Genomic DNA, 26,272 nt, shown 5'->3' on the forward strand with positions numbered 1-26,272 from the left:
TCCTTACTTCTGGGTATTTCTGTGGTTGTCATTGCGGTCACGCAGGACGGAGTGGATGCCGGCGATCGACGGTTCGTTCTGGAGCGAGGTCGTGTCGCCGAGCGTGGTTCCTTCGAACAGCTGGGTCAGCAGCCGGCGCATGATCTTGCCGCTGCGGGTTTTCGGCACATCGGGAACGACGACGACGTCGCGCGGCTTGGCGATCGGTCCGATCTCCTTCGCGACGTGGTTGCGCAGTTCGGACGCGATGTCCTCGGTAGCCGCCGAACTCTTCAGCACCACGAACGCCACGATGGCGTGGCCGGTCTTCGGGTCCGCGACCGGGCAGACACCGGCCTCCACCACGTCCGGGTGCGAGACGAGGGCCGACTCGATCTCGATCGTGGAGAGCAGGTGACCGGAGACGTTCAGGGTGTCATCCACCCGCCCGAGGATCCAGATGTCGCCGTCGTCGTCGTACTTGGCGCCGTCCCCGGCGAGGAACCAGCCCTGTTCGGCGTACTTGCGCCAGTACGAATCGAAGTAGCGCTGCGGGTTGCCCCACACGGTCCGGGCGATGGCGGGGCCGGGGGCGTCCACCACGATGAAGCCCTGGATGCCCGGCGGCACGGTGTTGCCGGCGTCGTCCACGATCCGGGTGCTGACGCCGGGCAGCGGCCGGGCCGCGCAGCCGGGCTTGAACTGTGTGTCGGTGGGGGCGGGGGAGAGGATGGTGGCGCCGGTTTCGGACTGCCACCAGGTGTCCACCACGGGGGCGGTGCCGGCTCCGACGTTCTCCCGGAGCCAGCGCCAGGCCTCGGGGTTGACGGCCTCGCCGACAGTGCCCAGCAGGCGGATGGAGGAGAGGTCGTAGCTGGCCGGGACGCCGTCCGGGAACCAGCGCATCAGGGAGCGGACCAGGGTGGGCGCAGTGTAGTACTGGGTGACGCCGTAGCGTTCGATGATTTCGAAGTGCCGGCCGGGATGCGGGGTGTTGGGCGTGCCCTCGAAGATCACCTGGGTGGCCCCGTTGGAGAGCGGGCCGTACAGCTCGTAGGTGTGGGCGGTGACCCAGGCGAGGTCGGCCGTGCACCAGTGGACATCCTGGTCCCGGAGGGCCGGGTCCGGGTTGCTGAACAGGTGCTCGAAGCTCCAGGACGCCTGCGTGAGGTAGCCCCCGGAGGTGTGGACCAGGCCCTTGGGCTTTCCGGTGGTGCCGGAGGTGTACATGATGAACAGCGGCGTCTCGGCGTCGAAGGCTTCCGGCGTGTGCTGCGGGGAGGCCCGCCCGACGGCGTCGTGCCACCAGACGTCGCGGCCCTCGGTCATCGGGACGGTGTCCAGGAGGTCCGGTGCGGTGGTGCGGTTGACGACCAGGACGTGCTCGATGGCGTTGTCTCCGGCGACGGCCGCGTCCGCGTTGTCCTTGACCGGCACGGCGACGCCGCGGCGGAACTGGCCGTCGGTGGTGACGAGCAGTTTGGCGCCGGTGTCCTCCACCCGGAACTTGAGCGCCTCGGCGGCGAAGCCGCCGAAGACGAGCGAGTGGATCGCGCCGATGCGGGCCACAGCCAGGGTGATGATCACCGTTTCCGGGATGACCGGGAGGTAGATGACCACCCGGTCGCCCTTGGTGATGCCGAGGCCCAGCAGGGCGTTGGCGGCCCGGGAAACCTCGCGCTGCAGTTCCGCGTAGCTGATGGTTCGGCGGTCGCCCGGTTCGCCCTCGAAATGCAGGGCCACCCTGTCACCGCGGCCCGCCGCGACGTGGCGGTCGACGCAGTTGTAGGCGACGTTGAGCTTTCCGCCTTCGAACCAGCTGATGTCCGGGCCGATGCCCGCGTCGGGGTCGGCCGCGACGCGGCGGTGGGTGGTGTGCCAGGGTTTGTCCTGCCCGGGCACGTCCTCCCAGTCCAGCCGGAGGGCAGCTGCCTCCCAGAAGGAGAGGCGCTCCTCTTCGGTGGCCGGGTGATTGGCCGGGGCCGTTTCAGTCGTTACGCCCATCGTTTCACCGCCCATTTCTCAGCGAGGCCCAACAGGGCGTCGGTGATTTTTCCGATCACGGCGAGCAGCACGATCGCCAGCAGGAGCCGGTCCGTGCGGCCATTGTTCTGCGAATCCGTGAGCAGGAAGCCGAGCCCCATCGAGGAGGCAATGAGTTCCGCGGCCACGAGGAACAGCCAGGCCTGGGCCAGCGCCAGCCGGAGCCCCGAGAAGACCGCCGGCACCACGGCCGGGAGCTGCACCGTGGTCAGCAGCTTGACGCCTTTGAGTCCAAACGCGCGCGCCGCTTCCACCAGGTTCCGGTCCACATGGCGCAGCGCCAGGGAGACGGTGGTGAACACCGGGAAGAAAGCGCCGATCAGGATCAGGGTGATCTTGGAATCCTCGCCGATCTTCATCCAGAGGATGAGCAGCGGCACCCACGCCAGCGACGGGACGGCGCGGAGGGCGCCGATGGTCGGTGCGAGCAGGGCGTCGGCGAACCGGGAGAGGCCCACCAGCGATCCGAACACCAGGCCCAGGGCCGCGCCGGCGGCGAAGCCGATCAGCACACGCTGGGTGGAGATCGCGATGTGCTGGCCGAGCTGGCCGCGCTGGAGCAGATCGATGCCTGCCTCCAGCACCATGGACGGCGGCGGGAGCTGAACCACGCTGAAGACCCCGGCGGCCGTGGACAGCTGCCAGGCGGCAAGAACCGCAGCCGGAATGATCAATCCAAGGAGCAGACGCGCCCAGCCGTTGGCCAGGATCCCAGCGGGGGACCATCCGTTCGCCGGGGAGCCGCCCGAACCCGTAAGGGCCGGGCCCGGCCGGGCGGCGTCTGCTGGAGTTGCGGGGACGGCTGCAGCGCGCCCGTCCGCAACATTAGTGCCGGTGACGGCGGGATTCCTGAGCTGTGTCATCAGGAATCCTTGATGGCGGAAGCATCCGCCTTCTTCACCAGCGAGTCATCAAGAATGGAGGCCACGGCGTCGTCGATCTGCTTCTGGCTGGCGACGTCGCCGGTCTCCACGAACGTCGGGCCGATCTTCGCCAGGACCTTGCGCTGCGCCTCGCCCGGTGCCGGATCCACGTCCAGGTTGCTGCGCTCCAGCACCACGGTCTTCGCGACGGCGAGGTCCAGGCCGGCGACGTCGGCGAGGATCTGCGCCGTCTCGTCCGGGTTGGCCGCGGCCCAGGCGCGCGCCTTCTCATAGGCGTTGACGACAGCCTGCGCCTGGTTCGGCTTGTTCTTCAGGAAGGATTCCGTGGCGTTCAGGAAGCCGTAGGTGTTGAAGGAAAGGTTCCGGTAGAAGAGCTTGGCGCCCTTCTGTTCCGCGCCGGCCATGATCGGGTCCAGGCCGGACCAGGCGTCCACCGAACCGTTTTCCAGCGCGGCGCGGCCGTCCGCGTGCTGCAGGTTCTGCACCGTGACGTCCTTGGCGGAGATCCCGGCTTCGGAGAGGGACTGCAGCAGGAAGAAGTAGGGGTCGGTGCCCTTGGTCGCGGCCACCGACTTTCCCTTGAGGTCGGCCACGGTGGTGATGCCGGAGGACTCCTTCGCCACGAGGGCCGCCCATTCCGGCTGGGAGTAGATGTCGATCGTTTTGATCGGGGAGCCGTTGGCGCGGGCCAGCAGCGCGGCGGATCCGGCGGTGGAGCCGACGTCGATCGCGCCGGAGCGCAGCGCCTCGTTCGCCTTGTTGGAGCCGGCGGACTGGACCCAGTTCACGGTGACGCCCTGGTCCTTGAGCGAGGCCTCGAGCCAGCCCTTCTCCTTGATGACCAGGCTCAGCGGGTTGTAGGTGGCGAAGTCGATGTTGAGCGTGCCGCTCTCGACGGCGGGGTTCGCGGCGGGGGACCCGCCGGAACCTTCTCCTGCGACGCAGCCGGTGAGGACGAGGGCGGCGGAGACAGCGGCGGCGCCGATTACGGACCGGCGGGTGGCTTTGCGGGCGAATGACATGGGGGCTCCTTTGAGGAATGAAGCGATTGAAGCGAAAGGCGAACAGGCGTGAACTGGGTGGAGCAGGCGGTCGTACGCAGCAGCGGCGGCGGCGTGTCCGGCGGGGGAAATTCGAGGGAAAGCCGGGAAGCGGCTAGTGGCCGTCGACGCCGAGGGTTGCCAGGAGCGAGGCCCGCATTCGGGCGAGTTCCACGGAACCGCGGTCCCGGGGTCGATCGCCAGGAACGTCGACGGTGCGGACAATCGTCGCGCCCGGCGCGGCTGCTGCTGCCCCGCCGCCGGGGTGGGTTTCCTTGCCGAGGACGATGATGCGGTCGGCGAGCTGGAGGGCCTCGTCGACGTCGTGCGTGACCAGCAGCACCGTGGTGGGCTCGGCACGGTGGATGTCCAGCAGCAGGTCCTGCATCTTGATCCGGGTCAGCGCGTCGAGCGCGCCGAACGGCTCGTCCAGGAGAAGGACGCCGGGGTTGCGGGCCAGCGCACGGGCCAGTGAGGCGCGCTGGGCCATGCCTCCGGAAATCTCGCGGGGGCGGTGCTTGGCGAAGTGCGTGAGGCCCACGAGTTCGAGCAGCCGGGCCACCTTGGCTTTGCCGTCGCGGGCGCTGATGCCGGTGGGCAGGCCGATCGCGATGTTGGCCTGCAGGGTGTGCCACGGCAGGAGGCGCGGTTCCTGGAAGGCGAAGGCACAGCGGGAGTCGATTCCCTGGACCGGCGTGCCGTCGATGTCGACGCTGCCTGCGGTGGGGGAGTCGAGTCCCGCGGCGGCCCGGAGCAGCGTCGACTTGCCGCAGCCGGAGGTACCGAGGATGGCCAGGACCTCCCCGGCGCGGATCTCGAAGTCAACATCGCGCAGGACGGTGTGGGACTCTGCCCCGGTGCCGAAGGTGCGGCGCAGGGAGCGGAAGGCAACCGGCAGGGCCGGGGTGCGGGTGGCGGCTCCGGCGGGGGCGTCCAGGGACGTCTCAGGCGCGGAGGAGGACAGGACAGTAGTCATGGGGATACTCCATCGGTCCTGGCAGTAGCACCCTACGGAATGAGCCTTTGAACCGGGTGGTCAGTCCGGTGGTTCCCTTGGCTCCATACCTTGCTATCGCCGGCATCCAGGGTTGGACGACGGCGACCAGGGTTGCTGCGGCTTCATCGATCCAGGTCTCTCGGCCGCTCGGGATGGTCAGTTACAACTAAAACGGAATCGGAGCTTTTTCCCAAATGCGGGTGTTTTGCTGCGTAATATTCGGTCCCGTCACGCTGGCGGGCCGGGGATCGGTCAATTGTTCGAATCCGGAGGCCGGACGGCGCGGCAGCCGGCTGCCCGCGCGGGCGTGCGTGGCCTGTGCGCCCAATCCGGCCGGGGCGGTTAGGCTGTGCACATGGCCCACGTCAACGATCCGGCAGTCCTCGAGCGGCTCATGCGCACCAAAGGGCGGTGGGCCATTGTCGGTTTGTCCACGAATCAATGGCGTGCCGCCTATGACACGTCGCTGTTCATCCGGGACCGGCTCGGGATGGAGATCATCCCGGTGAATCTGCCCGGCGACCCCGTGCACGGGGAAACCGGCTACGCCACTCTTGCCGCCATTCCGGCCGAGAAGCAGCCCATCGACGTCGTCGACTGCTTTGTGAATTCCCGGAAGGTCGGGGCCGTCGTGGATCAGGCAATCGCCGTCGGTGCGAAGGCTGTCTGGATGCAGCTGGGTGTCATCGACGAGGCGGCGGCGGCCCGGGCGAAGGCTGCCGGTCTCGACGTCATCATGAACGCCTGCCCGGCGCAGGACGCCCGGCGTTTCGGCCTCTGACAGCTCTCCTGCCGTGACAGGACGGTCCCTGCAAATTGTCCGGGCCGGCCAGTAGGCTCGGATCATGGATGTAGCCGCACTCCGCGAAATCTGCCTGGGTTTTCCCGGCGCCTTCGAAGACTTCCCCTTCGGTCCGGAGACGTCTGTCTTCAAGGTGCAGGCTGCCGTGTCCGGCGGAACCCGCCACGGGGCCAAGATGTTCGCCCTCTCCGCCATGGCGGAGTCCGATTTCGCGGTAAGCCTGAAATGCGAACCTGCGCTGGCCGAGCAGCTGCGTGCCGCCCACCCGGAGATCACCGGAGCGTGGCATTTGAACAAGAAACACTGGAACGGTGTGCGCCTGGACGGGTCCCTGCCCGATTCGATGGTGCGGGACATGGTGGAGGATTCCTACGATCTCGTGGTGGCTTCGCTGAACCGCCGCCAGCAGGAGCAGCTGGGCTGGGCGCGGCTGGCCGGCGGCGGACGGGCATGAGCCCGCGGATCGCGGGCGGTGAACTGAACTACAGCGGGATCGGTTCCACGGAGTCCGGCCCGCCGCCCGCGGACGCCGATTGCCTGGTCACCCACGCCTACGTGGGCGAGGGCATGGCCGCCTACCGGCGCGTGGCGCAGGGGATGCTCACCTGGCAGCTGCAGAAACGGGCCGGGCTGACGGTCCGTGCGGAATCCGATGTGGTGGTCCCCGGCACCCGCGTGGTCAGCGGTTTCGGCGTCGGCCCGTTCCGGATCAACGCACCCTGCGAGGTCGTCTGGGTCCGCCGTCCGGTTCCCGGTGATGTTCCCCAGTCCGCCGGCTTTGGCTACGGGACCCTTCCCGGGCACCCCGTCCGCGGCGAGGAGGCCTTCGAGGTTTCCATTGACGCCAGCGGCCGGGTGACCCTCCGAATCACAGCCTTCGGGGTGCCCTCCAACTGGCTCTACGCAGCCGGCGGGGCCCTGACGAAGCGGGCGCGGGGCCATATCACTTCCCGTTACATTAGGAGTGCGCAGGAACTGGCCGCAGCTGTGAACTGAGAGGCAGAAATGCTGGATCAACAGACGCTTGACCAACTATGGGACTTCAATGACCCTGCACTTTCGGAGGACCGCTTCCCGGGGCCGGACGCGTCGGGACCCCGCGGCAGCGGGACCTGGCCCGCGAGGCGATCGAGGCCTGCTGAACCGCGCCCCGTCCACTGCAACGCGGGGTCACATACGGCCCATAAAAGCCCCCGCAATGGGCCGGATGTGACCCCGCGTTGTCCTGTTGCAAGAATGGAACACCATCCTGCCGCACCGAAAGGCGTTCTCCCGTGATCTTCATTGTCGTCAAATTCAAGGTCAAGCCCGACTGGTCGGACCGCTGGCTCGGCCTCGTGGAGGACTTCACCCGGGCCACCCGGCAGGAGCCGGGCAACCTCTGGTTCGACTGGTCCCGCAGCGTGGAGGACCCCAACGAATTCGTCCTGGTCGAGGCGTTCAAGGACGACGCGGCCGGAGACCATGTCAACAGCGCACATTTCAAGCAGGCCATGGCGGACATGCCGCAGGCGCTGCGGGAGACGCCCCGGATCATCAGCCGCCAGCTCGACGGCGAGGACTGGGACCGGATGGGCGAACTGACCATTTAGCCCCGTCGATTGCTCCCTAACGGCCCTTTTGAACCCTCAAAACGGCTGTGGAGTCTCATGACTTAATGGACACTTCTGTCTCAAGTCATCGTGGACAGTGTGTCTCAGGACATCGTGGACACTCGATGGCGTTTTGCTCATCTCATGAGCGAACGCAATCTGGATATGAAGGTCCGTCATCTCGTAGCGTCGTGGCCTGAGGATGCCCCTCGGGGTTCAGTGACGGCGTTCTGCCGCAAGCACAAAGTCTCCCGGGCCTGGTTCTACAAGATCAAGGCCGCTGCGTCCGCTCAGGGCCCGATGAAGGCCATGGAGATGCGCTCCACGAAACCCCGGACCAGCCCGGCCCAAGTCACCCCGCGGATGGTCGAGTTGGTCCTGGACACGCGGGAAACCTTGAAGAGGATGGGCCACGACTACGGACCACTGAGCGTTGCCGCAAAACTGCGTCGGCAAGGTCTGGAACCACCGTCACGGGCGACCCTGGCCCGGATCTTCACCCGGGCCGGGGTCGTCGTCCCGGAGCCGAGGAAGAAGCCCCGGAGCGCCTATCAGCGGTTTGTATATCCCGAGCCGAACGGGTGCTGGCAGATCGACTCGACCGAGTGGCTGTTGGCCGGCAACACGAAAGTCGCGATCTTCCAACTCATTGACGATCATTCGCGACTGGCACTGGCATCGTTGGTAGCCACCGGCGAGACCAGCGAAGCCGCCATCCGCGTCGTATCGGCAGCCATCGCCCGCCACGGCGTCCCGCAGAAGTTTCTTTCGGACAACGGTGCCGCGCTGAACCCGACCAGACGCGGAAGGACCGGCGCGTTGGTGGAATATCTGAAGTCCCACGGAGTGGAGCCGATCACCGGCAAACCCTACAAACCCACCACCCAGGGCAAGAACGAACGCTTCCACCAGACGCTGCACAGGTATCTGAATCAACAACCGCCGGCACACACGATGGCAGAACTCCAGGCCTATGTCGACGAGTTTGACCGGTACTACAACACCGAACGTGAGCATCAATCACTGCCACCAGGCACCACCCCGCAGGAGGCCTGGTATGCAACGGCCAAAGCCACGCCACCCGAGCCGCCCAACCCTGAAATCACCGTGCCCGCCACCAGGCGCAGCGTCCAGCGACGGGTCGGGAAAAACGGTTCCGTTGCCGTCATCGGCATGCATTTCGGCATGGGTAAAGACCACGTCGGCGCGACCGTCCATGTCCTCTACGACGAGGCCACGATCATGTTCTTCGACGGGCGCGGAACGGAAATCATCACCCACCCGCGCCCGCCCATAGGCACAAACTACGTCGGGAACAACAAGCCCCGAGGCTTCATGGCCAACCAAACGTCCACGAAGTGCTGAGACAGGAAACGTCCACGAGGTACTGAGACATCAACTGTCCACGAGGTACTGAGACATGACAAACCCTCAAAACGGCCGTTAGGGAGCAATGGATACGCTTAGTGCATGTGGATCGGCTGGATCGAATTCGATGTCCTCCTTGGCGACGTTCACAGCCTGAAGGAGAAGCGCTCCGTGGTGCGTCCCGTACTGGCCGAGCTCAAGCGCCGCTTCGACGTCTCCGTGACGGAGGCCGGCCTGCAGGACCAGTACCGGCGCACCGTCATCGGCGTCGGGCTGGTCGCGGCGGACCGGGCCCATCTGGTCGAGGTGCTGGCCGCCGTCGAACGCTTCGTCGCGGCGCGCCCGGAACTGGAACTGCTCAGCGCCCGGCAGCGAGAACTCCGCAGCGACGACTGACCCCCCCATCGACTGCTCCGCAACCGCCCTTACGGGGCTTCAAAACGGCACTTGCGGAGCAGCGGATAGGGTCCTGTGGATAACTTCTGCGGCGGTCCCGCGGTTCTGGTCTGATGAAGCCATGAAAACCGCACGCCCGCTGCCGGATGATTTCCACAGACGCCCCTTCACCGTTGCGGAAGCCGCAGCGGCCGGAGTGTCGCCCAAGCGGCTCCGCCACCGCTCCCTCGCAGCGCTGGGCCGGGGGATTCGTTCCCTGGACCCGACGCCGGAGCTTCCTTTAAGCGTGAGAGTGCGGCCTTTCGTTGAGGTCAATGAGCGATGCGCCGCGTCGCACCTCACTGCGGCGGAGCTTGGTTCGCTTCCGGCGCGGCAACAAAAGGAGGGACCGCAGATGTACCACCTGATCAGGCCCGAAGGTGCAGCCCATCTCAACCGGCCGCATGTCATCGTCCACCGGATGAAACTCTACGACGACGAAATCACGATCCATGACGGGATTCCCATCACCACCCCGGAGCGGACCTGGCTGGATCTTGCCGAAATGCTGAGCGTGGATGAACTCGTCGTGGCCGGCGACAGTTGTGTCCGGGTGCCCCGGCGTGAGTTCGAGGGCAGGGAGTTGCCGGTGTGCAGCCTCGGTGACCTGCAGCGGATGATCGACCGCCACAAGGGAAAGCGGGGAATCCGGCGGGCGCGGGAGGCACTCAAACTCATTCGAGTGGGTTCAGATTCGCCCCAGGAGTCCATGCTGAGGCTGGCCATGGTTCGGGCCGGCCTTCCCGAACCGGAGCTGAACGTGCCGATAATCGACGACGGCGGAACGCGGCACCACCAGCCCGACCTGTCCTATCGGAAATACCGGATTGGCGTCGAATATGAGGGTGAACTCCACGGTGATGAGGGCCAGATTGTCCGGGACATCGCCCGATCCGAGCGTTACGAGGCCCTCGGCTGGACAGAGGTCCGGATCGCGAATCGGCACATGCACAATGACGCCAAGGCTGCCGTGGCCAAGGTTCGGGCCGCGCTGGTCCAGGCCGGCTGGCGTCCGGGTCGCTAAACCACAACGACTGCTCCGTAACTGCCGTTCCGAGGGTTCAAAAGGGCAGTTGCGGAGCAGCCGATGGTGGGTGGGGACTAGCCGAAGTACTTCGGCAGGGTGGCCTCGTGGGCTTCGCGGAGCGCGTCGAGGTTCATGGTCTCGACGCCGTTGATCTCCAGCGTGCCGCCCTCGGCATCAACGACGCCGATCCGGAGGTGCGCGAAGCCGCGGGCGGTGCACATGTCCTTGAAACGGATCTCCTCGGAGCGGGGTACGGCCACGACGGCGCGTCCCTGCGTCTCGGAGAACAGCGCCGTGAACAGGTCCACGCCGTCGCGGTCCAGGACGTCCTGGAGTGCGATCCGGGCACCCACGCCGTAGCGCAGCGAGGACTCCACGAGGGCTGCCGCGAGGCCGCCTTCGGAGAGGTCGTGCGCGGAGTCCACCATGCCGTCGCGGGAGGCGTTGATCAGGATCTCGCCGAGCGCGCGTTCGGCGTCGAGGTCAACCTTGGGCGGCAGCCCGCCGAGGTGTCCGCGCATGTTGGACCACTCCGAACCGTCCAGTTCCGCCGCCGTCGTGCCGAGCAGATAGATGGCCTGGCCGTCCTCGCGCCAGCCCGACGGCGTGCGGCGGGCGACGTCGTCGAACTTGCCCAGGACTGCCACCACGGGGGAGGGGTGGATGGGCGTGCTGCCCGTCTGGTTGTACAGCGAGACGTTGCCGCCGGTGACCGGGATGCCCAGCACCATGCAGGCGTCGGACAGGCCCCGGATCGCCTCGGCCAGTTGCCACATCACGTCGGGGTCCTCGGGGGAGCCGAAGTTCAGGCAGTCGCTGACCGCCATCGGCACGGCACCGGAGGTGGCGACGTTGCGGTAGGCCTCGGCCAGCGCCAGCTGCGCGCCGTGGTACGGATCGAGGTAGGTGTAGCGGCCGTTGGCGTCGGTGGCCAGGGCAACTCCGAGCCCGGTTTCCTCGTCCACCCGGACCACGCCGGCGTCGTCCGGGAACGCCATGGCGGTGTTGCCGCCAACGTAGCGGTCGTACTGCTGGGTGATCCAGGACTTGCTGCACATGTTCGGTGAGGCGACGAGCTCGGTGATGGCGGCGGCCAGGTCCGCAGGGGCGGAGGGGCGCCCGGCATCCTGCACGGACCCGGTGAAGGCATCGGCCTGCACGGCGTCCTGCCACTCGGGGCGGGCGTACGGGCGGTCGTAGACCGGGCCGTCGTGAGCCACGGTGCGCGGGTCGACGTCGACGATAACGACGCCTTCCCACGTGATGATCAGGCGGCCGGTGTCGGTCACCTCGCCGAGCCAGGAGTACTCCACAGCCCATTTGTCCATGACCGCTTCAAACGCGGCGACATTTTCCGGGGTGACGACGGCCATCATGCGTTCCTGCGACTCTGACATCAGGATTTCGCCGGGAGTCAGGGTGGGGTCGCGGAGCAGGACCGAGGTCAGCTCCACTTCCATGCCGCCGTCGCCGTTGGAGGCGAGCTCGGACGTGGCGCAGGAGATGCCCGCGGCGCCGAGGTCCTGGATGCCCTCAACAAGTGAGCCCTTGAACAGCTCGAGGCAGCACTCGATCAGGACCTTCTCGGCGAAGGGGTCACCCACCTGGACGGCGGGGCGCTTGGACGGCTTGGTGTCGTCGAAGGACTCCGAGGCCAGCACGGAGGCGCCGCCGATGCCGTCGCCGCCGGTGCGGGCGCCGAAGAGCACCACCTTGTTGCCCTTGCCGGAGGCGTTGGCGAGGCGGATGTCCTCATGGCGCATTACGCCCACGGCCAGGGCGTTGACCAGCGGGTTGCCCTGGTAGACGGAATCGAAGACCATTTCGCCGCCGATGTTCGGCAGGCCCAGGGAGTTCCCGTAGCCGCCGATGCCGGCCACCGCGCCGTGCATGACACGGGCCGTGTCCGGGTGGTCAATCGCGCCGAAACGCAGCGGATCCATCACCGCGACCGGGCGGGCGCCCATCGAAATGATGTCGCGGACGATGCCGCCGATGCCCGTTGCGGCACCCTGGTAGGGCTCCACGAACGACGGCGAGTTGTGCGACTCGATCTTGAAGGTCACGGCCCAGCCGTCGCCCAGGTTCGTGACACCGGCGTTTTCGCCGATGCCCACGAGCATGTCCTTTTTCATCTCCTCGGTCACCTTTTCGCCGAACTGGCGCAGGTGGTTCTTGGAGGACTTGTAGGAGCAGTGCTCGCTCCACATCACGGAGTACATGGCGAGCTCGGCGCCGGTCGGGCGGCGGCCCAGAACCTTGACGACCTCGTCGAACTCGTTCTGCTTCAGGCCCAGCTCGGCCCAGGGGAGCTCGACGTCCGGGGTCTTGGCCGCGTTCTCGACGGTGTCGATGTTGAACTTCTTGGTCTCGGTGATCGAGACCGCTGACGTCTCCGTCATTTGTTGTCTCCCACGATTTTGTTCAGTACAGAGGTGAAGAAGCCGAGGCCCTCCGTGGCGGAGCCGATTTCGGGGCCGAAGCCGTCCTCCACCGCGTGCTCGGGGTGCGGCATGAGGCCAACGACATTGCCCGCGGCGTTGGAGATGCCGGCGATGTCGCGGCGCGAACCGTTCGGGTTGAAACCGACGTAGCGGAACACCACGCGGCCCTCCGCCTCCAGGGCATCGAGGGTCTTCTCATCCGCGATGTACTGGCCGTCCTGGTTTTTCAGCGGAATGGTGATTTCCTGGCCGACGGCGTAGTCGCGGGTCCAGTCCGTGGTGTTGTTCTCCACCCGCAGGACCTGGTCGCGGCACATGAACTTGAGGTGGTCGTTCTTGATCATCGAGCCGGGCAGCAGGTGCGACTCGGTGAGGATCTGGAAGCCGTTGCAGATGCCCAGGACGGGCAGCCTGGCCTCCGAGTTGGCGGCGTCGGTGATCCTGGCCATGAGCGGCGCGAACCGTGCGATGGCGCCGGCGCGGAGGTAGTCGCCGTAGGAGAAGCCGCCGGGAATGACGACGGCGTCGACGTCACCGAGGGTGGTGTCGGCGTGCCAGAGGGCCACGGGGGTGGCCCCTGCCAGCCGGACCGCGCGGGCGGCGTCGCGGTCATCCAGGGTTCCGGGGAAGGTGACGACGCCGATCCTGGCACCCGCGAGCCTGGGTTCCGCGGCGGGGGCGATCGTTTCACCGATCAGGGGGAGTTCAGTCATCTCAGGCCTCGACGACCTCGACGTTGACGACGTCCTCGATGACCGGGTTGGACAGCAGGGTCTCCGCGGCGTTCCGGGCCTGGGCCAGGATCTCTTCGGTCACCTCGCCGTCGACGGTGAGTTCAAAGCGCTTGCCCTGGCGGACAGCGCTGAACGCGGTGAAGCCCAGCCGGGGGAGTGCACCCACGATGGCCTTCCCCTGCGGGTCGAGAATCTCGGGCTTGGGCATGACGTCGACAACGATCCGGGGCATCCGGCAACTCCTGTGCGTGAGCATTGGGTAAGGGCGCAGCGGAGTGGTGCCGTCTCACGCCGGTCCGCTGTGTGGTGAGGACAACGTGAAGGGGCGCTCCGCGAGCTTGCATGCCCATTCTACCGGCCGCGGTGCGTCCGGGCGCATTTCGGGCTGGGAGTGTGAACGGTGCCACCCGGGCGGCGGGGCCGCCGGCCGGGAACGCTCCCGGGCAGCAGCGCCCCGCACCGGGGTGACCTGCGACGACACTATGGTCACCCCGGTGCCCCCGTCAGTAGCATGTGCGTATGGCTGAGAAATCGAAATCCGTGCTTTTGCCCGTTGTTGCCGCCGCCGTCTTCGCCGGCCTCGGACGGATGGTGCTGCAAAAGATCAAGGCGGACCGGAAGGCCCGGGCAAGCAATGTAGCCGGCCCCCTTGATGAAAAGACCCGCGCCTGGATCAGCGAAGTTGTCAGGACGCCCCGCCAGTAGCACCCCGGCACGCCCCCAGAGCGCCCCGGGAGCACCCCGTTTCCCCCGTGCCGGCTGGCTGGAGTGGACCGTCCGCGCACCCTCCGGCGCGGACGGGTATCACTATGCTGTCGAATTGATTGACTAATTTTGATTTACCCTATGTGTTCTATGTCATAACTGGCTCTCAGTCTGTACTGTATGAATCGGCTGGTATCCGTCGGTGCCGTGAGAGTCTCAGCTCTTGCTGTCCGGCCAGCCTTGACCCGGCAGCAAGGTCGGGGCCGTTCCTTATGAAAGGTTCAACCACACGTGAATTCACCAGGAAAGAGCTTCCTTCGAAGCGGGGGACTCCGGAGGGCCGTGGCACTGACCCTGGGCTTGCCGCTGCTCTTGTCAACAGTCGCTATCGCACCCGCCACCGCGGCACCCGCACAGGGTTCCACCGTTGCGGGAGTTGCCCAGAAGAGTCTGGATCCCGGCAGCTACCCGGACGGCCGCTACATCGTGCTCCTGGCTGAAATGCCGGCCGCGAGCTACGAGGGCAGCACCGCAGGTTTCCAGGCCACCAAGCCGGCGACCGGCAAGAAGCTGGACACCGCAAAGGCTGAGGTCAAGAAGTACCGGGCCCACCTGGAGAAGAAGCAGGCGGAGGTCGCCGGGCAGCAGGGCGTCCAGATCCAGCGCCAGTTCTCCGCCGCGGTCAACGGCTTCAGCGCCACGCTCACCACGGATCAGGCCGTCAAGCTCGCCAAGGATCCCGGCGTCCTGGTGGTTGCCCCTGACACGGAAAACACCCCGGACTACTCCAGCACCGATTTCCTCAAGCTCAGCGGCGAAAACGGAACGTGGAACACCCAGTTCGGCGGCCAGGACGGTGCCGGCAAGGGCGTCGTCGTCGGCGTCATCGACACCGGTTACACCCCGGACAGTGCCTTCTTCGCCGGGGACGAGGTCCAGCCCCTCGTCGGCGAACCCGTCGTCGGTGTGCCGTACAGGACGGCCGACGGCAAAATCGCGATGCTCAAGTCCGACGGCGACACCTTCCTCGGTGAGTGCCAGACGGGTGAGGAATTCGATGGTTCGGCCTGCAATTCCAAGGTCCTCAGCGCGCACTACTTCGCCGAGGACTTCCTCAAGTACGTTCCGGAGGGAAGCCGCGCACCGCAGGAGCTGCTGTCACCGGTCGACGTCGACAGCCACGGCACCCACACCGGAAGCACCGCGGTGGGCAACCCCAACATCGAAACGTTCGTCGACGGACGCAGCTTCGGCCTGACCAGCGGCATTGCGCCCGCCGCCAAGCTCTCCGTCTACAAGGTCTGCTGGGAAGACACCGATCCGAACACCGGCGGCTGCTACAGCTCCTCGTCCGTTGCCGCCGTCGAGCAGGCCATGGAGGACGGGGTTGACGTGCTCAACTACTCCATCTCCGGGTCAGCGACGTCCGTGATCGACCCCGTTTCGGTGGCCTTCCTGAACGCTTCCACCGCAGGAATCTTCGTCGCCGCGTCGGCCGGAAACTCCGGACCGACGGCCAGCACCGTCAACCACGGCGGCCCCTGGGTCACCACGGTTGCGGCCAGCAGCTTCTCCCAGGAGCTCCAGGGCACGGTGGAATTCGCCGACGGCGCGAAGTTCCGTGGCGCCAGCATCATGAACAAAGAGGTCAAGGACGCCGGGGTCGTGCTGGCTGCCAACGCGGCCATCACCGCCGGTAACCCGAACACGGCACTCTGCGGCCCGGACACGCTGGAGCCCGCCAAGGTTGCCGGCAAGGTCGTCGTCTGCGACCGCGGCGTCTTCGACCGCGTCGCCAAGAGCGCCGAGGTTGCCCGCGGCGGCGGCGTCGGCATGATCCTGGTGAACCTGAGCAGCTCTTCGCTGGACACGGACAAGCACGCCGTCCCGACCGTCCACGTGAACCCGCCGGCCACCGAGGCCATCAAGGCCAAGGTCACCGCCAACCCGGCCATCACGGTTTCACTGGTCAGCAAGGACACCACCGGCCTGCCCCTGGAGGCCCAGCCGCAGATTGCCGGTTTCTCCTCCCGCGGGCCGCTGCTGGCCGCCGGCTCCGACCTGCTGAAGCCTGACGTCGCCGCCCCGGGCGTCGCAGTGCTGGCCGGCGTCTCGCCGATCGGAACCGGCGGAGACGAATTCGGCTTTATGTCCGGTACCTCGATGGCCGCACCGCACGTTGCCGGCTTCGGCGCCCTGCTCCTGGGCAAGAACCCGAACTGGTCACCGGCAACGGTCAAGTCCGCCATGATGACCACGGCAGGCAATGTCGTGAATGCCGACGGCTCCAAGAACACCGACGTCCACGCCACCGGCGCGGGCCAGGTGGATCCGGCACGCATGGTCGATCCGGGTCTGGTCTATGACGCTGGCCTCACGGATTACCTGAAGTTCATCCAGGGCACGGGCGTCAACCTTGGCCTGCCGTCCAGCACGTTGCCGCGGGACATGAACGTCCCGTCCTTCTCGCTGGGCAACCTCACCGGCAAGATCGAGGTCACCCGTACGGTGACCGCCCTAACCCCGGGCATCTACAAGGCGAAAGCCAATGTGCCCGGAATCAAGGTCAGCGTCTCCCCGGCCGCCCTGAACTTCAAGGCCGCCGGCGAAACGAAAACCTTCAGGGTGACCTTCGAGAACAAGGGCGCTGCTCTGGGCAAGTTCGCGATGGGTTCACTGAGCTGGGTGGGTGCAGGCAAGACCGTCACCTCTCCGATCGCAGTCCGTCCGCAGTCCGCCGTGGCCGCCAAGGACATTTCCTTCACCTCCGAGACCGGGACCGGATCCGGTGACATCAGCGTGGTCTCCGGCACCGACAACCCGATCGCCATGACCCTTGATGGACTGTCCAAGGCGGATTCCACCGCAGTGGAGCTGATTCCGGGGCCGTTCACCGGCCGCGCTGACGCCTCGACCTTCGTCAAGACCGTCAAGGTCCCGGCTGGTGCTCCGCTGGCCAAGTTCTCGGTCATCTCCTCTGACCCGAACTCGGACTTCGACATGTGGGTGGTCACCCCCAGGGGTGTCCTGACGGTCGCGACGGCGTCGGCCAGTGAGACGGTTTCCATCCCCAACCCTGCTGCCGGCTCGTACACGATCTACGCGAACCTGTACTCCAGCCCGGACGGCGAGGCCCGCAAGGCATCCGTGGACGCGGCCGTTCTCGGTGCCAATGAGAACAACGCCACGCTCACGCCGAACCCGCTGGTGCTGCCCAACGGAGAGACGGGCAAGGTCACGCTGAACTGGACCGGACTTGAACCCGGCTCCTACATCGGACGGATCACCTTCGCTGGAGCCAGCGAGGCGACGTTCGTCAGTGTCCTGGTGAACAGCGCCGGCACGGCTTCTGTCGCGCCGACGTCGGAAGGCTCAGCCGGGCAGTCCAAGCTCCAGAACCAGGAGCTGGACCGCCCGAACAACGCCATCTAGGCGGAGTCCCACCCTGAGAACAGGGGCAATGGCCGGCGGTTTCCACCGCCGGCCATTGCCCTTTAACTTTGCCCTTTGGGTGCCAGGACTGAAGTGGCGTGGCCGGGCTAGATCGCGCCGGTGGAACCGGCAACCCCGCCCAGCAGCGGCGCCATGGCACGCCAGCGGGCGATCTCGCAGCCGTCGGTGCGGCTGAACTGGCTGTTGACCTCCCGGTCCAGGAACCAGCCGGTCACGATCGCCACCTGCGGACCGCCGTACTGCTGGGTGCACATTTTCGGCGGACCGGGCCTGGGGAAGAAAATGTCCGCCCCGTGCTCCAGAACGGCAGCGAGCGCCGCCGCTGAATCCGGGAGCGTGCACCCCTCGGCCAGGGAACCGCCGCTTGCCTCCAGCTGGAACACGTGTTCCGGGGCGCCCGGGGCCTCGGTCAGGCGGACGGTGAGATCGATCTCGTGGCGGCTCTGGCTGCGGGGTGCGGCGGTCATTACGGTCCTTCCGTGCGTTCGGTGGCAGGGCGAGGGCCGGAACCCGTCGACGGGATCAGGGGTGTCAGCTCCCGCAGCAGCCGCTGGCGCAGTTTCTGCGATTCGGCGGCGAAAACCCGCTGGTATTCAACGTACTCGGCCTTTCCCTCGGCCGTTTCGATCGGGATGGCGGGATAGCCCCACTCATTCAGGTCATAGGGGGACGCCTGCATGTCCATCGCCCTGATCCGCCAGGAGAGCTCGAAGCAGTCCATCACCAGCTCGCTGGGCAGCAGCGGGGAGAGCTTGTAGGCCCACTTGTACAGGTCCATGTTGGCGTGCAGGCAGCCGGGCTGTTCCATCGTCCGCTGGTTCTCCCGGCTTGGCTGCAGGCTGTTCAGCGTCACGGCGTCCGGGGTGTAAAAACGGAAGGCATCGAAGTGCGAGCAGCGGATCCGGTTCGTCTCGACCACCTCGTCGGTCCGTTCGGAGCCCAGCCGCAGCTGGAGGTACTCATGGCGGAGCTCGAATTTGTCCTGCCGGTAGACCATGGCCCATTCGTGCAGCCCGAAGCAGCCGAACTGGGCCGGCCGCGCCGCCGTGCCGGCCAGGATGATCCCGGCGAACTGCAGGGCGTCGCGGCGGTCCTGTCCGAAGGCTGCGGTGTCGACCGTGACGGCCGCGGCGCCCGCCGGCAGGCCCGCCGCGGCGAGGGCGCCGGCGTCGGGAGTGCCGTAGTACTTCCAGCCGGCGCGCTCAGCCGCGGCAGGACCTGAGAGCACGACGCCGGCGCCAGGGTGCCAGCGCAGCAGCTGGCCTGGTTTTTGGGTGTAGTAGGTGAAGAGGAAGTCTTCGACCGGGTGCTTCTTGCCCGCGGACCGGCGGGCAAGGTACGGGTCCGCGTAGCGCCGGACGCGCGCCTGGTGGGCGGCCTGGCGCTGCAGCCAGTCTTCCTGCGGCAGGTGCTGCAGCTTAGACAGCTCCGCCGGTGGAGCCAAGGACGTCCTTGGCGGCGTTCCAGTCGGCGATCTCGCAGCCGTCGCGCAGGCTGAAGCTCGCCTCGACGGCCTTGCCGTCCACGACGCCGGTGACTGTCGCCTCCTGCGGGCCGCCGTACTGCTGCGTGCAGGCCTGGTCAGTGGGCCGCGGCCCGGGGTTGAGGAGCGCCGCGTTGTTCTTCAGGGCGGTGCAGCCGGCCGCAGCGTCGGGATGCTGGCTCTCGGCGGCCGGGACGCCGTCCAGGCACACGAGCGTGAAGTTGGCCGGGGTTCCGGTTTCGGACGGTTTGACCATGATGGCCAATTCGACGTTGCCCTGGCCGGGACCGGGGGTCACCGGGGCGGCGGGAGGCGAGGGGGCGGGAGTCTTCGTTTCGGCGTCCGGCGGGAGGGTGTCCGTGGCCGAGGGGCTGGCCGTGCTTGTCGGGGCGGAAAGCGTGGCCGACGGCGACGTGGTGGTCCCGCCGCCGGGCATGCAGGCCGTCATTCCGGTGACCGCCATCAGAACGAGCGCCGCGTAACTGAGTTGCTTGCGCATCAGCTGTCCTCCTGTGTTTTGCCCAGTCTACCGCCGGGGCGCGTCCTTGGATGCGGTCTTCGTTGCCGCAATCAGGGCCGTCATGGAGGCATGCAGCTGGCCGACCTGTTCGCGGCTCAGGCCCAGCAGATCCATCATGGTTCCGGGCACAGCCGTGGCCTGCTGCCGCAGCGCGGTCCCTTGCGGGGTGAGCCCCACCGCAAGGGTCCGCTCGTCGCCCGGGACCCGCTGGCGCGTGATGAATCCGGCGGCTTCCAGGCGGCGCAGCAGGGGGGAAATCGTTGCCGGCTCCTGGGCGAGCGCTTCGCTGATGTCGCGAACCGAGCGCGGGCTGGATTCCCAGAGGCACAGCATCACCAGGTACTGGGGGTGGGTGAGGCCGAGCTGGTCCAGTACCGGCTTGTAGGCCCCGACGACACTGCGGGAAGCCACCGTGAGGGCGAAGCACAGCTGGTGTTCCAGCAGCAGGTCGTCCCTGGTTCCTTCGGTCACATCGGTCACTGGGGCACTCCATGGATAGTTAGTGCGCTAATCATTAGCGTACACTGATGGCATCGTCCCGTTCAGAGGAGTGGATAGTGAAAGCCAAGGAAAATGCCGACAACGCCTCGCAGAGGTTCATGCGCGCAACGGGCAGGCTCCGGATGATTTTCGGGCCGGCCAACCGCAGCTCCCTGGGACACGAAATGACGGAGCGTAACCGGCAACTGCTGGCCCAGCGCGAAGCCGAGACCCAGCAGTGGGAGACCCTCCACCGCCCCGACGGCAGCACCTACGTTGTGCCGCGCAACCCCGAGGACAAATCGCTGCGGTAAAGCCGGCGCCGGGTTCAGCCCGGGCCGGCTCCGCGCAGCGGGCTCGCTTTCGGGCCGCCGGCGCCCCTGCATTTTCCCGACGACGGGCGTAAAATAGGGGCACTGGCACCAGCACTTAGCCACGTCTGTTCGTCGTGGCCCGGACGCTGGAGAGGGGGTGGGAATTGTGGCACTCGCACTGAGGAAGATGGCACTCAGGCAGCACCTGCACCCGTCGTTATGGGCACGCTTTCTTTTCGGCCCGGCCCAGCGGGGCGATTACTCCGCGCCGGTTGTGCACAGGAATGATGACTTGGAGCGCGCCGCTGAAATGGAGCTCGCCGGCTTTGAAGTGGAGACCGATGCGCACGGACATCGCTACGCTGTCCGGAAGGAAGACCTCCCGAAAGAACAAGTCTGAGCAGCGCCCTGCAGGGGGCATGACAAAGGGAGCGGCACATGCCGCTCCCTTTGTCAGTTAATTCGATGCCTGCCCGAGGCGGGGTGGCTCAGCGGCCGGTACCGCCGTACACCGTTGCCTCATCCTCGCTGTCCAGGTCGAAAGCCTTGTGGATGGCGCGCACGGCGTCGTCGAGCAGGTCCGCGTGGGTGACGACCGAAATCCGGATCTCCGAGGTGGAGATCATGTTGATATTGATCCCGGCCTCGGAGAGCGCGGCGAAGAACTTCGCCGAGACGCCCGGGTGGGAACGCATGCCGGCGCCGATCAGCGAGAGCTTGCCGATCTTCTCGTTGTACTCGATGGTTTCGAAGCCGATCCGGTCCTGCGCGGCATGCAGCGCGGCGAGGGCATCGGCGCCCTCGACGATCGGCAGCGTGAAGGAAATGTCGGTCCGGCCGGTGCCGTGGGTGGAAACGTTCTGGACGATCATGTCGATGTTCGAGTGCGCATCGGCGATGACCTGGAAGATCGCCGCAGCCTTGCCGGGGATATCGGGAACCCCGACGACCGTGACCTTGGCCTCTGAGCGGTCGTGTGCAACACCGGAGATGATTGGCTGCTCCAAGGCAACTCCCTCTTGGGTTGTGATCTTGTCGTCAGCGCCGGGGAGGACCCAGGTGCCTTCGTTCTGGCTGAATGAGGAACGGACGTGCAGCGGCACACCGAACCGGCGCGCGTACTCGACGCAGCGCAGGTGCAGGATCTTGGCGCCGGACGCCGCGAGTTCGAGCATTTCCTCGCTGGAGATCCGGTCGATCTTGCGGGCGGACGGGACGACGCGCGGATCGGCGGTGTAGATCCCGTCGACGTCCGTGAAGATTTCACACACGTCGGCGTCGAGGGCGGCAGCCAGGGCCACGGCCGTCGTGTCCGAGCCGCCTCGGCCCAGGGTGGTGATTTCGTTGGTGGTGCGGCTCATGCCCTGGAAGCCCGCGACGATAGCGATATGGCCCTTGTCCAGGGCGGTGCGGATGCGGTGCGGGTCGACATCGATGATCCGGGCCTTGCCGTGGATGCCATCGGTGATCATGCCGGCCTGGGAACCGGTGAAGGACTGGGCCGAGGCGCCGAACTTGTTGATGGCCATGGCAAGCAGCGCCATCGAGATGCGTTCGCCGGCGGAGAGGAGCATGTCCATCTCACGGGCGGGGGCGGAGTCGGTGACCTGAGACGCGAGATCGAGCAGCTCATCGGTCGTGTCGCCCATGGCGGAGACGACCACGACCACTTCGTCGCCGGCGTTCTGGGCATCCACGATCCGTCGGGCCACACGCTTGATGCCCTCGGCATCCGCCACGGAGGAGCCGCCGAATTTCTTCACCACCAGGTGCTTCGTGGCGACGGCGGAGGCGGGCCGCTCCTGTGGCTGCGGTCCGGGGTGGACTTCGGTAGTGGGCAAACTCATGCGCGCACCCTCACTGGATCATCGGGGTTCTGGGCCAGGCAACCAAACGGCGCGACGGCGTAACTTCTCAGCCCAGTTTATCGCCGCGACCCCCGGTTGCTGAATTGTGACCGAATACCAGACACCCCGGCTCCCGTTCCCCTGGACATGCCCTCCGCTGCGGGCCAGGAGCGGACATGCGCTCCGGACCGTCAGGACATGCCCTCCGCCGCGGCTGGAGGATGGGCATGTTGGCACTATGTCCGTCCCTGGGCGCGGGGGCTGGGCATGTCCGGCCGGGAGTCGACGCACGACGGCGGCAGCGACCGGAAGCGCTCGGACGCAGCCGCTAGCTCAGTGCGTTGCGCCGGCCTTCGAAGGCCCGGCCGAGGGTGACCTCGTCGGCGTATTCGAGGTCGCCTCCCACGGGGAGGCCGGATGCCAGCCGGGTCACGGCGATGCCAATCGACTTGAGCATGCGCGCCAGGTAGGTCGCTGTGGCCTCGCCCTCCAGGTTGGGGTCGGTCGCGATGATGATTTCCTGGATTGCGCCGTCGTTGAGCCGGGTGAGGAGTTCGCGGATCCGGAGTTGCTCGGGGCCGATGCCGGCAATGGGGTTAATCGCCCCGCCCAGCACGTGATACCGGCCCCGGAACGAGCGGGTGCGTTCGACGGCGAGGACGTCCTTGGATTCCTCGACAACGCAGATGATCGAGGGGTCCCGGCGAGGGTCGCGGCAGATGTTGCACAGCTCCTGCTCCGTGACGTTGCCGCACACCGTGCAGAATTTGACCCGTTCCTTGACGGTGGTGATGGCGTCGACGAGTCTTTTCATGTCCTGCGGGTCGGCTTCAAGGATGTGGAAGGCCAGCCGCTGGGCGGACTTGGGCCCGACTCCGGGAAGGCGTCCGAGCTCGTCAATCAGCTCTTGAACTGCACCTTCGTACACAATGTCCTCGTTCGTTTGGGGTGGGAGCGGCGGCGGGCCCGGCGGGGCGGCTAGAAGCGCGGCGGCAGCGGGCTTCCGTCCAGTGACCGCTCTTCAATCAGCTTTCCGTCCAGGATTCGTTCGACGGCGGCACGTCCGAAGACGCCGGATTCCTCGATCGTTTCGTCATCCGCACTGGGGATGTCCTGGACGTAGGTGGTGGTGACGGCCGCTGCCCTGGCCGGAGCCTTGGCACGTCCCGCTTCAGCCTCCGGGCTGTTGGACAGCCGCTGATAGAGGCTTTGCCGGCCGGTCGCGGGTGTCGCTGCCGGGGCGACGGGATTCGCTGCCGGTGATGCCGTGGGTGGAACGGGCGCTGCCGTCGGCGCGGCGTTTGTCGGCGCGGCATTTGCCGGTGTGGCGGGCGCTGCAATCGGCGCCGCGTTCGCTGAGGCCGGCACGGACGGGGCGCCCACGGCCACCAACTCCGCGGGGTCGCCCCAGCCGTTTGACGAGGAGGCGACAGGCTCATACGAAGCGGAAGCCGACACTGCCGCGGCGTACTGCGGGACCTGGGCCGCCGCAGGTTCGTAGTGCGGCGGTTCCGGCTCAGGCGCGGGCTCCGGAGTCTCGGATGCTTCCCCGGGGTACCTTCCGACGTTCGGCTCAGTGCCGACGGCCCAGACCCCGGGGGCCTGCTCGACTGCACGGGCCCACGGGTCGTCAGCGGTATCCGGCGCTTGCGGGGCGGGAGCCCCGCTCGGTGCCGTCGGGGATGCGGCGCCGGTACGCGCCGGAGCGGCGGCTTTCTTGCGTGCGGGCGCAGGCGCGGCGGCCGGCGGGGCGGCCCGGACCAGGGCGGGTGCCGAGGGGTCCCAGTCCATGGGCGGTTCCTCGTCCAGCGGCGGAGCGTCCTCATCGCGGGGCGGGCCCCAGTCATCATCGGGGTGGTCGTAGGAACCCGCGGACTCCGGGGACGAGTTTTGCTGTTCGCCTGCAGCCGCCGCAGCCGGGGCAGGGGCGGGGGCAGGCGGGACCTCGGAGGCAGAGGTGGCCAGCGCCGGGGCCGGGACGGGCGGAACCGGCGCCTGGACTGGCGCCGCCGGAGTGACCGTTGCTTGGGCCGGAGCCATAGGCGCTGTCCGGGTGGCGGGAACGGCTGTCTGCGCCGGCGCTGGTTCGGTTCGCGGGGCCCCGGATTGGGCCGGTGCGGCCGCCGGGGTCAGACCCCAGTCAGCGTCGGCGGACGTGGCCGGGACGTCCCGGCTAACGGGTGCTTTTGGGTTTGGTTCAGAGCTCGCTGCGCTGTTGCTTCCGCTGGCCACCGCATTGATCTGGCATTCGATGCCGATGGTCTTGTGGATCGCCTGCCGCAGGTTCTCGGAGTGATCCGCCCGGCCGAACGCCCCCGCCAGCCCGGAGGTGGTGAAGGCGAGCGTCAGGACATGGTCTTCGAAGTGGCCCACCTGGGCATTCGGTTCAACCAGGGCCCAGGTGCTCCGCTTGATTTTGCTCAGCGTCTGCAGGATCTCAGGCCAGGCACGGCGGAGGACCTCGACGTCGGGCCCGGAGCCGGCGCCCGGCGCGACGCCGGGCGCGGCGGCAGGAGGCGCGGGGTCCCGCCGGTCCTGGGCCGGAGCGGTTCGGCCCGGGCCGGACTGAGCCTGGCCTGAAGGGAACGGGGCAGGTGGTGCAGCGGCCGCCGGCGCTGGCGGCGCCGGCGGGGTCGCCCGGGATTCCGGGGTCTTCCCCGGAGCGGCGCGCTGGACTCCGGCGGGCTCGTCGACAGGCCAGTCGCCGGTGCTGACGCGGGGCGGCGTGAGTGATTCCCGGGCAGGTTCGGTCTCGGGCTGGGGGGCCATGGCGGCCGAGGGGGATGCGGGGGTCGCTGACGCTGCCGCAGCAGGAGTTGCGGCAGCCGGAACCGGAGTCATTGGTGCGGGGGCAGCAGGTGCGGGAGCGGCCGCGGCCGGTACCGCGGCCGCCGGAACGGCCGCAACGGCGGCGGGAGCCCCGACGTCGCTCCCTGCGTAATTCAGGCGGCGTTCCACCCGGTCGATCCGGGCGGCGATGCCGCGTTCGGTCTGATCCGCGGAAGGCAGCAGGATGCGGGCACACAGCAGTTCGAGGTGCAGGCGCGGCGAGGTGGCGCCGGTCATCTCGGTCAGTGCGGTGTTGGTGACGTCCGCTGCCCGGGACAGCTCTGCCGCGCCCAGGTTGTGGGCCTGGTTCTGCAGGCGTGCGATCTGGTCTGCGGGCATGCCGCGGAGGATGGACTGGGCGCTCTCCGGCATGGCCTGGACGATGATGAGGTCCCGGAAGCGCTCGAGCAGGTCCTCCACGAAGCGGCGGGGGTCGTGCCCGGTCTGGATGACACGGTCCACGGCGCGGAACACGGTGGCGGCGTCTGATGCTGCCACGGCCTCCACAACGTCGTCGAGCAGGGAGGCATGGGTGTAGCCCAGCAGCGCGACGGCGAGTTCGTAGTCCAGTCCCGCCGGTCCGGCGCCGGCCATAAGCTGGTCCAGAACGGACAGCGAGTCACGTACAGAGCCGCCTCCGGCGCGGATGACGAGCGAGAGCACCCCGGGCGCCACGGGAACGTCTTCCTGCTTGCAGAGCAGCTCTAGATACTCCATAAGCGGCTCCGGCGGGACGAGCCGGAACGGGTAGTGGTGCGTGCGGGAGCGGATGGTGCCGATGACCTTGTCCGGCTCCGTGGTGGCAAAGATGAACTTGATGTGTTCCGGCGGCTCTTCGACGATCTTCAGCAGTGCATTGAAGCCGGCGGAGGTGACCATGTGGGCTTCGTCGATGATGAAGATCTTGTAGCGGTCCCGGACGGGGGCGTAGGTGGCCCGTTCGCGCAGGTCACGGGCGTCGTCCACGCCGCCGTGGCTAGCTGCGTCAATCTCGATCACGTCGAGGGATCCGGAGCCGCCGCGGGCGAGCTCAACGCAGCTGGGGCACCTGCCGCAGGGGGTGTCCGTAGGGCCTTCAGCGCAGTTCAGGCAGCGGGCCAGGATGCGGGCAGAGGTGGTTTTTCCGCAGCCGCGGGGGCCCGAGAAGAGGTAGGCGTGATTGACACGGTTCTTGCGCAGGGCCGTCATCAGCGGCTCGGTGACGTGTTCCTGCCCGATTACGTCCGCGAACGAATCTGGGCGGTATCTACGGTAAAGCGCGGTTGTAACAGTCACAGCTAAACCCTACCAATCGGC

General features: G+C 67.3%; 25 protein-coding genes. 11 read left to right on the forward strand and 14 right to left on the reverse strand.

The window, feature by feature from the left end:
• Positions 1 to 3: 3 nt before the first annotated feature.
• The 4 genes from acs to ASPU41_RS08335 form a co-directional block, all read right to left on the reverse strand.
• A complete protein-coding gene (gene acs, locus ASPU41_RS08320; protein ID WP_157356968.1) occupies positions 4 to 1,983 on the reverse strand; it encodes an acetate--CoA ligase in 1,980 nt (659 codons plus the stop codon).
• Positions 1,974 to 2,885 carry an ABC transporter permease gene (locus tag ASPU41_RS08325; RefSeq protein ID WP_083266427.1) on the reverse strand — a complete coding sequence of 304 codons (912 nt, stop codon included), beginning with the start codon at positions 2,883 to 2,885 and terminating at the stop codon, positions 1,974 to 1,976. The genes acs and ASPU41_RS08325 overlap by 10 nt, the downstream gene beginning before the upstream one ends.
• Positions 2,885 to 3,928 (reverse strand): aliphatic sulfonate ABC transporter substrate-binding protein, encoded by a 1,044-nt coding sequence (locus ASPU41_RS08330; RefSeq protein ID WP_069950529.1) that lies wholly within the window; start codon positions 3,926 to 3,928, stop codon positions 2,885 to 2,887. Before ASPU41_RS08330 ends, ASPU41_RS08325 begins: the two co-directional genes overlap by 1 nt.
• A gap of 133 nt (positions 3,929 to 4,061) precedes the next feature.
• Positions 4,062 to 4,922 carry an ABC transporter ATP-binding protein gene (locus ASPU41_RS08335; RefSeq protein WP_069950530.1) on the reverse strand — a complete coding sequence of 287 codons (861 nt, stop codon included), beginning with the start codon at positions 4,920 to 4,922 and terminating at the stop codon, positions 4,062 to 4,064.
• 376 nt (positions 4,923 to 5,298) lie between these two features.
• On the opposite strand from ASPU41_RS08335, the gene ASPU41_RS08340 reads away from it, so the two are divergent.
• The 7 genes from ASPU41_RS08340 (at position 5,299) to ASPU41_RS08370 (ending at position 10,164) form a co-directional block, all read left to right on the forward strand.
• A complete protein-coding gene (locus ASPU41_RS08340) occupies positions 5,299 to 5,724 on the forward strand; it encodes a CoA-binding protein (protein WP_069950531.1) in 426 nt (141 codons plus the stop codon).
• Positions 5,725 to 5,788: 64 nt separating this feature from the next.
• Positions 5,789 to 6,199 (forward strand): MmcQ/YjbR family DNA-binding protein, encoded by a 411-nt coding sequence (locus ASPU41_RS08345; protein ID WP_069950532.1) that lies wholly within the window; start codon positions 5,789 to 5,791, stop codon positions 6,197 to 6,199.
• Positions 6,196 to 6,741 carry a DUF1990 family protein gene (locus tag ASPU41_RS08350; RefSeq protein WP_069950533.1) on the forward strand — a complete coding sequence of 182 codons (546 nt, stop codon included), beginning with the start codon at positions 6,196 to 6,198 and terminating at the stop codon, positions 6,739 to 6,741. The genes ASPU41_RS08345 and ASPU41_RS08350 overlap by 4 nt, the downstream gene beginning before the upstream one ends.
• Positions 6,742 to 7,019: 278 nt before the next feature.
• Entirely contained in the window at positions 7,020 to 7,337 is a 318-nt protein-coding gene (locus tag ASPU41_RS08355) for a putative quinol monooxygenase (RefSeq protein WP_069950534.1), read from the forward strand.
• Between the two features lie 144 nt (positions 7,338 to 7,481).
• On the forward strand, positions 7,482 to 8,702 hold the full coding sequence (locus ASPU41_RS08360; RefSeq protein ID WP_069949836.1) for an IS481 family transposase: 1,221 nt from the start codon (positions 7,482 to 7,484) through the stop codon (positions 8,700 to 8,702).
• A gap of 105 nt (positions 8,703 to 8,807) precedes the next feature.
• Positions 8,808 to 9,101: a DUF503 domain-containing protein gene (locus ASPU41_RS08365; protein WP_069950535.1), complete on the forward strand. Its 294-nt coding sequence runs from the start codon at positions 8,808 to 8,810 to the stop codon at positions 9,099 to 9,101.
• A gap of 121 nt (positions 9,102 to 9,222) precedes the next feature.
• Positions 9,223 to 10,164: a hypothetical protein gene (locus ASPU41_RS08370; RefSeq protein WP_069950536.1), complete on the forward strand. Its 942-nt coding sequence runs from the start codon at positions 9,223 to 9,225 to the stop codon at positions 10,162 to 10,164.
• A 77-nt stretch (positions 10,165 to 10,241) separates the two neighbouring features.
• Here ASPU41_RS08370 and purL read toward each other — a convergent pair whose 3' ends face one another.
• From purL to purS, 3 genes are read right to left on the reverse strand one after another with little or no spacing between them, the layout of a single operon-like run.
• Positions 10,242 to 12,569: a phosphoribosylformylglycinamidine synthase subunit PurL gene (purL, locus tag ASPU41_RS08375; protein ID WP_069950537.1), complete on the reverse strand. Its 2,328-nt coding sequence runs from the start codon at positions 12,567 to 12,569 to the stop codon at positions 10,242 to 10,244.
• On the reverse strand, positions 12,566 to 13,324 hold the full coding sequence (gene purQ / locus ASPU41_RS08380; RefSeq protein WP_069950538.1) for a phosphoribosylformylglycinamidine synthase subunit PurQ: 759 nt from the start codon (positions 13,322 to 13,324) through the stop codon (positions 12,566 to 12,568). The genes purL and purQ overlap by 4 nt, the downstream gene beginning before the upstream one ends.
• Before the next feature lies 1 nt (position 13,325).
• A complete protein-coding gene (purS, locus tag ASPU41_RS08385; protein ID WP_056427643.1) occupies positions 13,326 to 13,577 on the reverse strand; it encodes a phosphoribosylformylglycinamidine synthase subunit PurS in 252 nt (83 codons plus the stop codon).
• Between the two features lie 287 nt (positions 13,578 to 13,864).
• Between purS and ASPU41_RS08390 the strand changes: the two genes are divergently transcribed.
• Together ASPU41_RS08390 and ASPU41_RS08395 are read left to right on the forward strand one after the other, a co-directional pair.
• Entirely contained in the window at positions 13,865 to 14,050 is a 186-nt protein-coding gene (locus ASPU41_RS08390; protein ID WP_069950539.1) for a hypothetical protein, read from the forward strand.
• 291 nt (positions 14,051 to 14,341) lie between these two features.
• A complete protein-coding gene (locus ASPU41_RS08395; protein WP_442856239.1) occupies positions 14,342 to 17,482 on the forward strand; it encodes a S8 family serine peptidase in 3,141 nt (1,046 codons plus the stop codon).
• 107 nt (positions 17,483 to 17,589) lie between these two features.
• Here the strand turns inward: ASPU41_RS08395 and ASPU41_RS08400 are convergent, their stop codons facing one another.
• The 4 genes from ASPU41_RS08400 to ASPU41_RS08415 are packed head-to-tail and all read right to left on the reverse strand — an operon-like array spanning position 17,590 to position 19,986.
• Entirely contained in the window at positions 17,590 to 17,970 is a 381-nt protein-coding gene (locus tag ASPU41_RS08400; RefSeq protein WP_069950540.1) for a serine protease inhibitor, read from the reverse strand.
• Positions 17,970 to 18,947, reverse strand: a complete 978-nt coding sequence (locus tag ASPU41_RS08405; protein ID WP_069950541.1) for a 3-methyladenine DNA glycosylase — start codon at positions 18,945 to 18,947, stop codon at positions 17,970 to 17,972. Before ASPU41_RS08405 ends, ASPU41_RS08400 begins: the two co-directional genes overlap by 1 nt.
• Positions 18,922 to 19,485: an SSI family serine proteinase inhibitor gene (locus tag ASPU41_RS08410; protein ID WP_069950542.1), complete on the reverse strand. Its 564-nt coding sequence runs from the start codon at positions 19,483 to 19,485 to the stop codon at positions 18,922 to 18,924. The genes ASPU41_RS08405 and ASPU41_RS08410 overlap by 26 nt, the downstream gene beginning before the upstream one ends.
• A gap of 27 nt (positions 19,486 to 19,512) precedes the next feature.
• A complete protein-coding gene (locus ASPU41_RS08415; protein WP_069950543.1) occupies positions 19,513 to 19,986 on the reverse strand; it encodes a MarR family winged helix-turn-helix transcriptional regulator in 474 nt (157 codons plus the stop codon).
• Positions 19,987 to 20,105: 119 nt separating this feature from the next.
• On the opposite strand from ASPU41_RS08415, the gene ASPU41_RS08420 reads away from it, so the two are divergent.
• A complete protein-coding gene (locus ASPU41_RS08420; RefSeq protein ID WP_442856246.1) occupies positions 20,106 to 20,300 on the forward strand; it encodes a hypothetical protein in 195 nt (64 codons plus the stop codon).
• Between the two features lie 166 nt (positions 20,301 to 20,466).
• Positions 20,467 to 20,700, forward strand: a complete 234-nt coding sequence (locus ASPU41_RS08425) for a hypothetical protein (protein ID WP_442856240.1) — start codon at positions 20,467 to 20,469, stop codon at positions 20,698 to 20,700.
• Between the two features lie 88 nt (positions 20,701 to 20,788).
• Here ASPU41_RS08425 and ASPU41_RS08430 read toward each other — a convergent pair whose 3' ends face one another.
• From ASPU41_RS08430 to ASPU41_RS08440, 3 genes are all read right to left on the reverse strand, one after another.
• Positions 20,789 to 22,147 carry an aspartate kinase gene (locus ASPU41_RS08430; protein WP_069950545.1) on the reverse strand — a complete coding sequence of 453 codons (1,359 nt, stop codon included), beginning with the start codon at positions 22,145 to 22,147 and terminating at the stop codon, positions 20,789 to 20,791.
• Between the two features lie 328 nt (positions 22,148 to 22,475).
• Positions 22,476 to 23,075 (reverse strand): recombination mediator RecR, encoded by a 600-nt coding sequence (recR, locus tag ASPU41_RS08435; RefSeq protein WP_069950546.1) that lies wholly within the window; start codon positions 23,073 to 23,075, stop codon positions 22,476 to 22,478.
• Positions 23,076 to 23,125: 50 nt separating this feature from the next.
• Positions 23,126 to 26,251, reverse strand: a complete 3,126-nt coding sequence (locus ASPU41_RS08440; RefSeq protein ID WP_083266429.1) for a DNA polymerase III subunit gamma and tau — start codon at positions 26,249 to 26,251, stop codon at positions 23,126 to 23,128.
• Between the last annotated feature and the right edge of the window lie 21 nt (positions 26,252 to 26,272).

The organism is Arthrobacter sp. U41 (genome assembly GCF_001750145.1).
Taxonomy (GTDB): domain Bacteria; phylum Actinomycetota; class Actinomycetes; order Actinomycetales; family Micrococcaceae; genus Arthrobacter.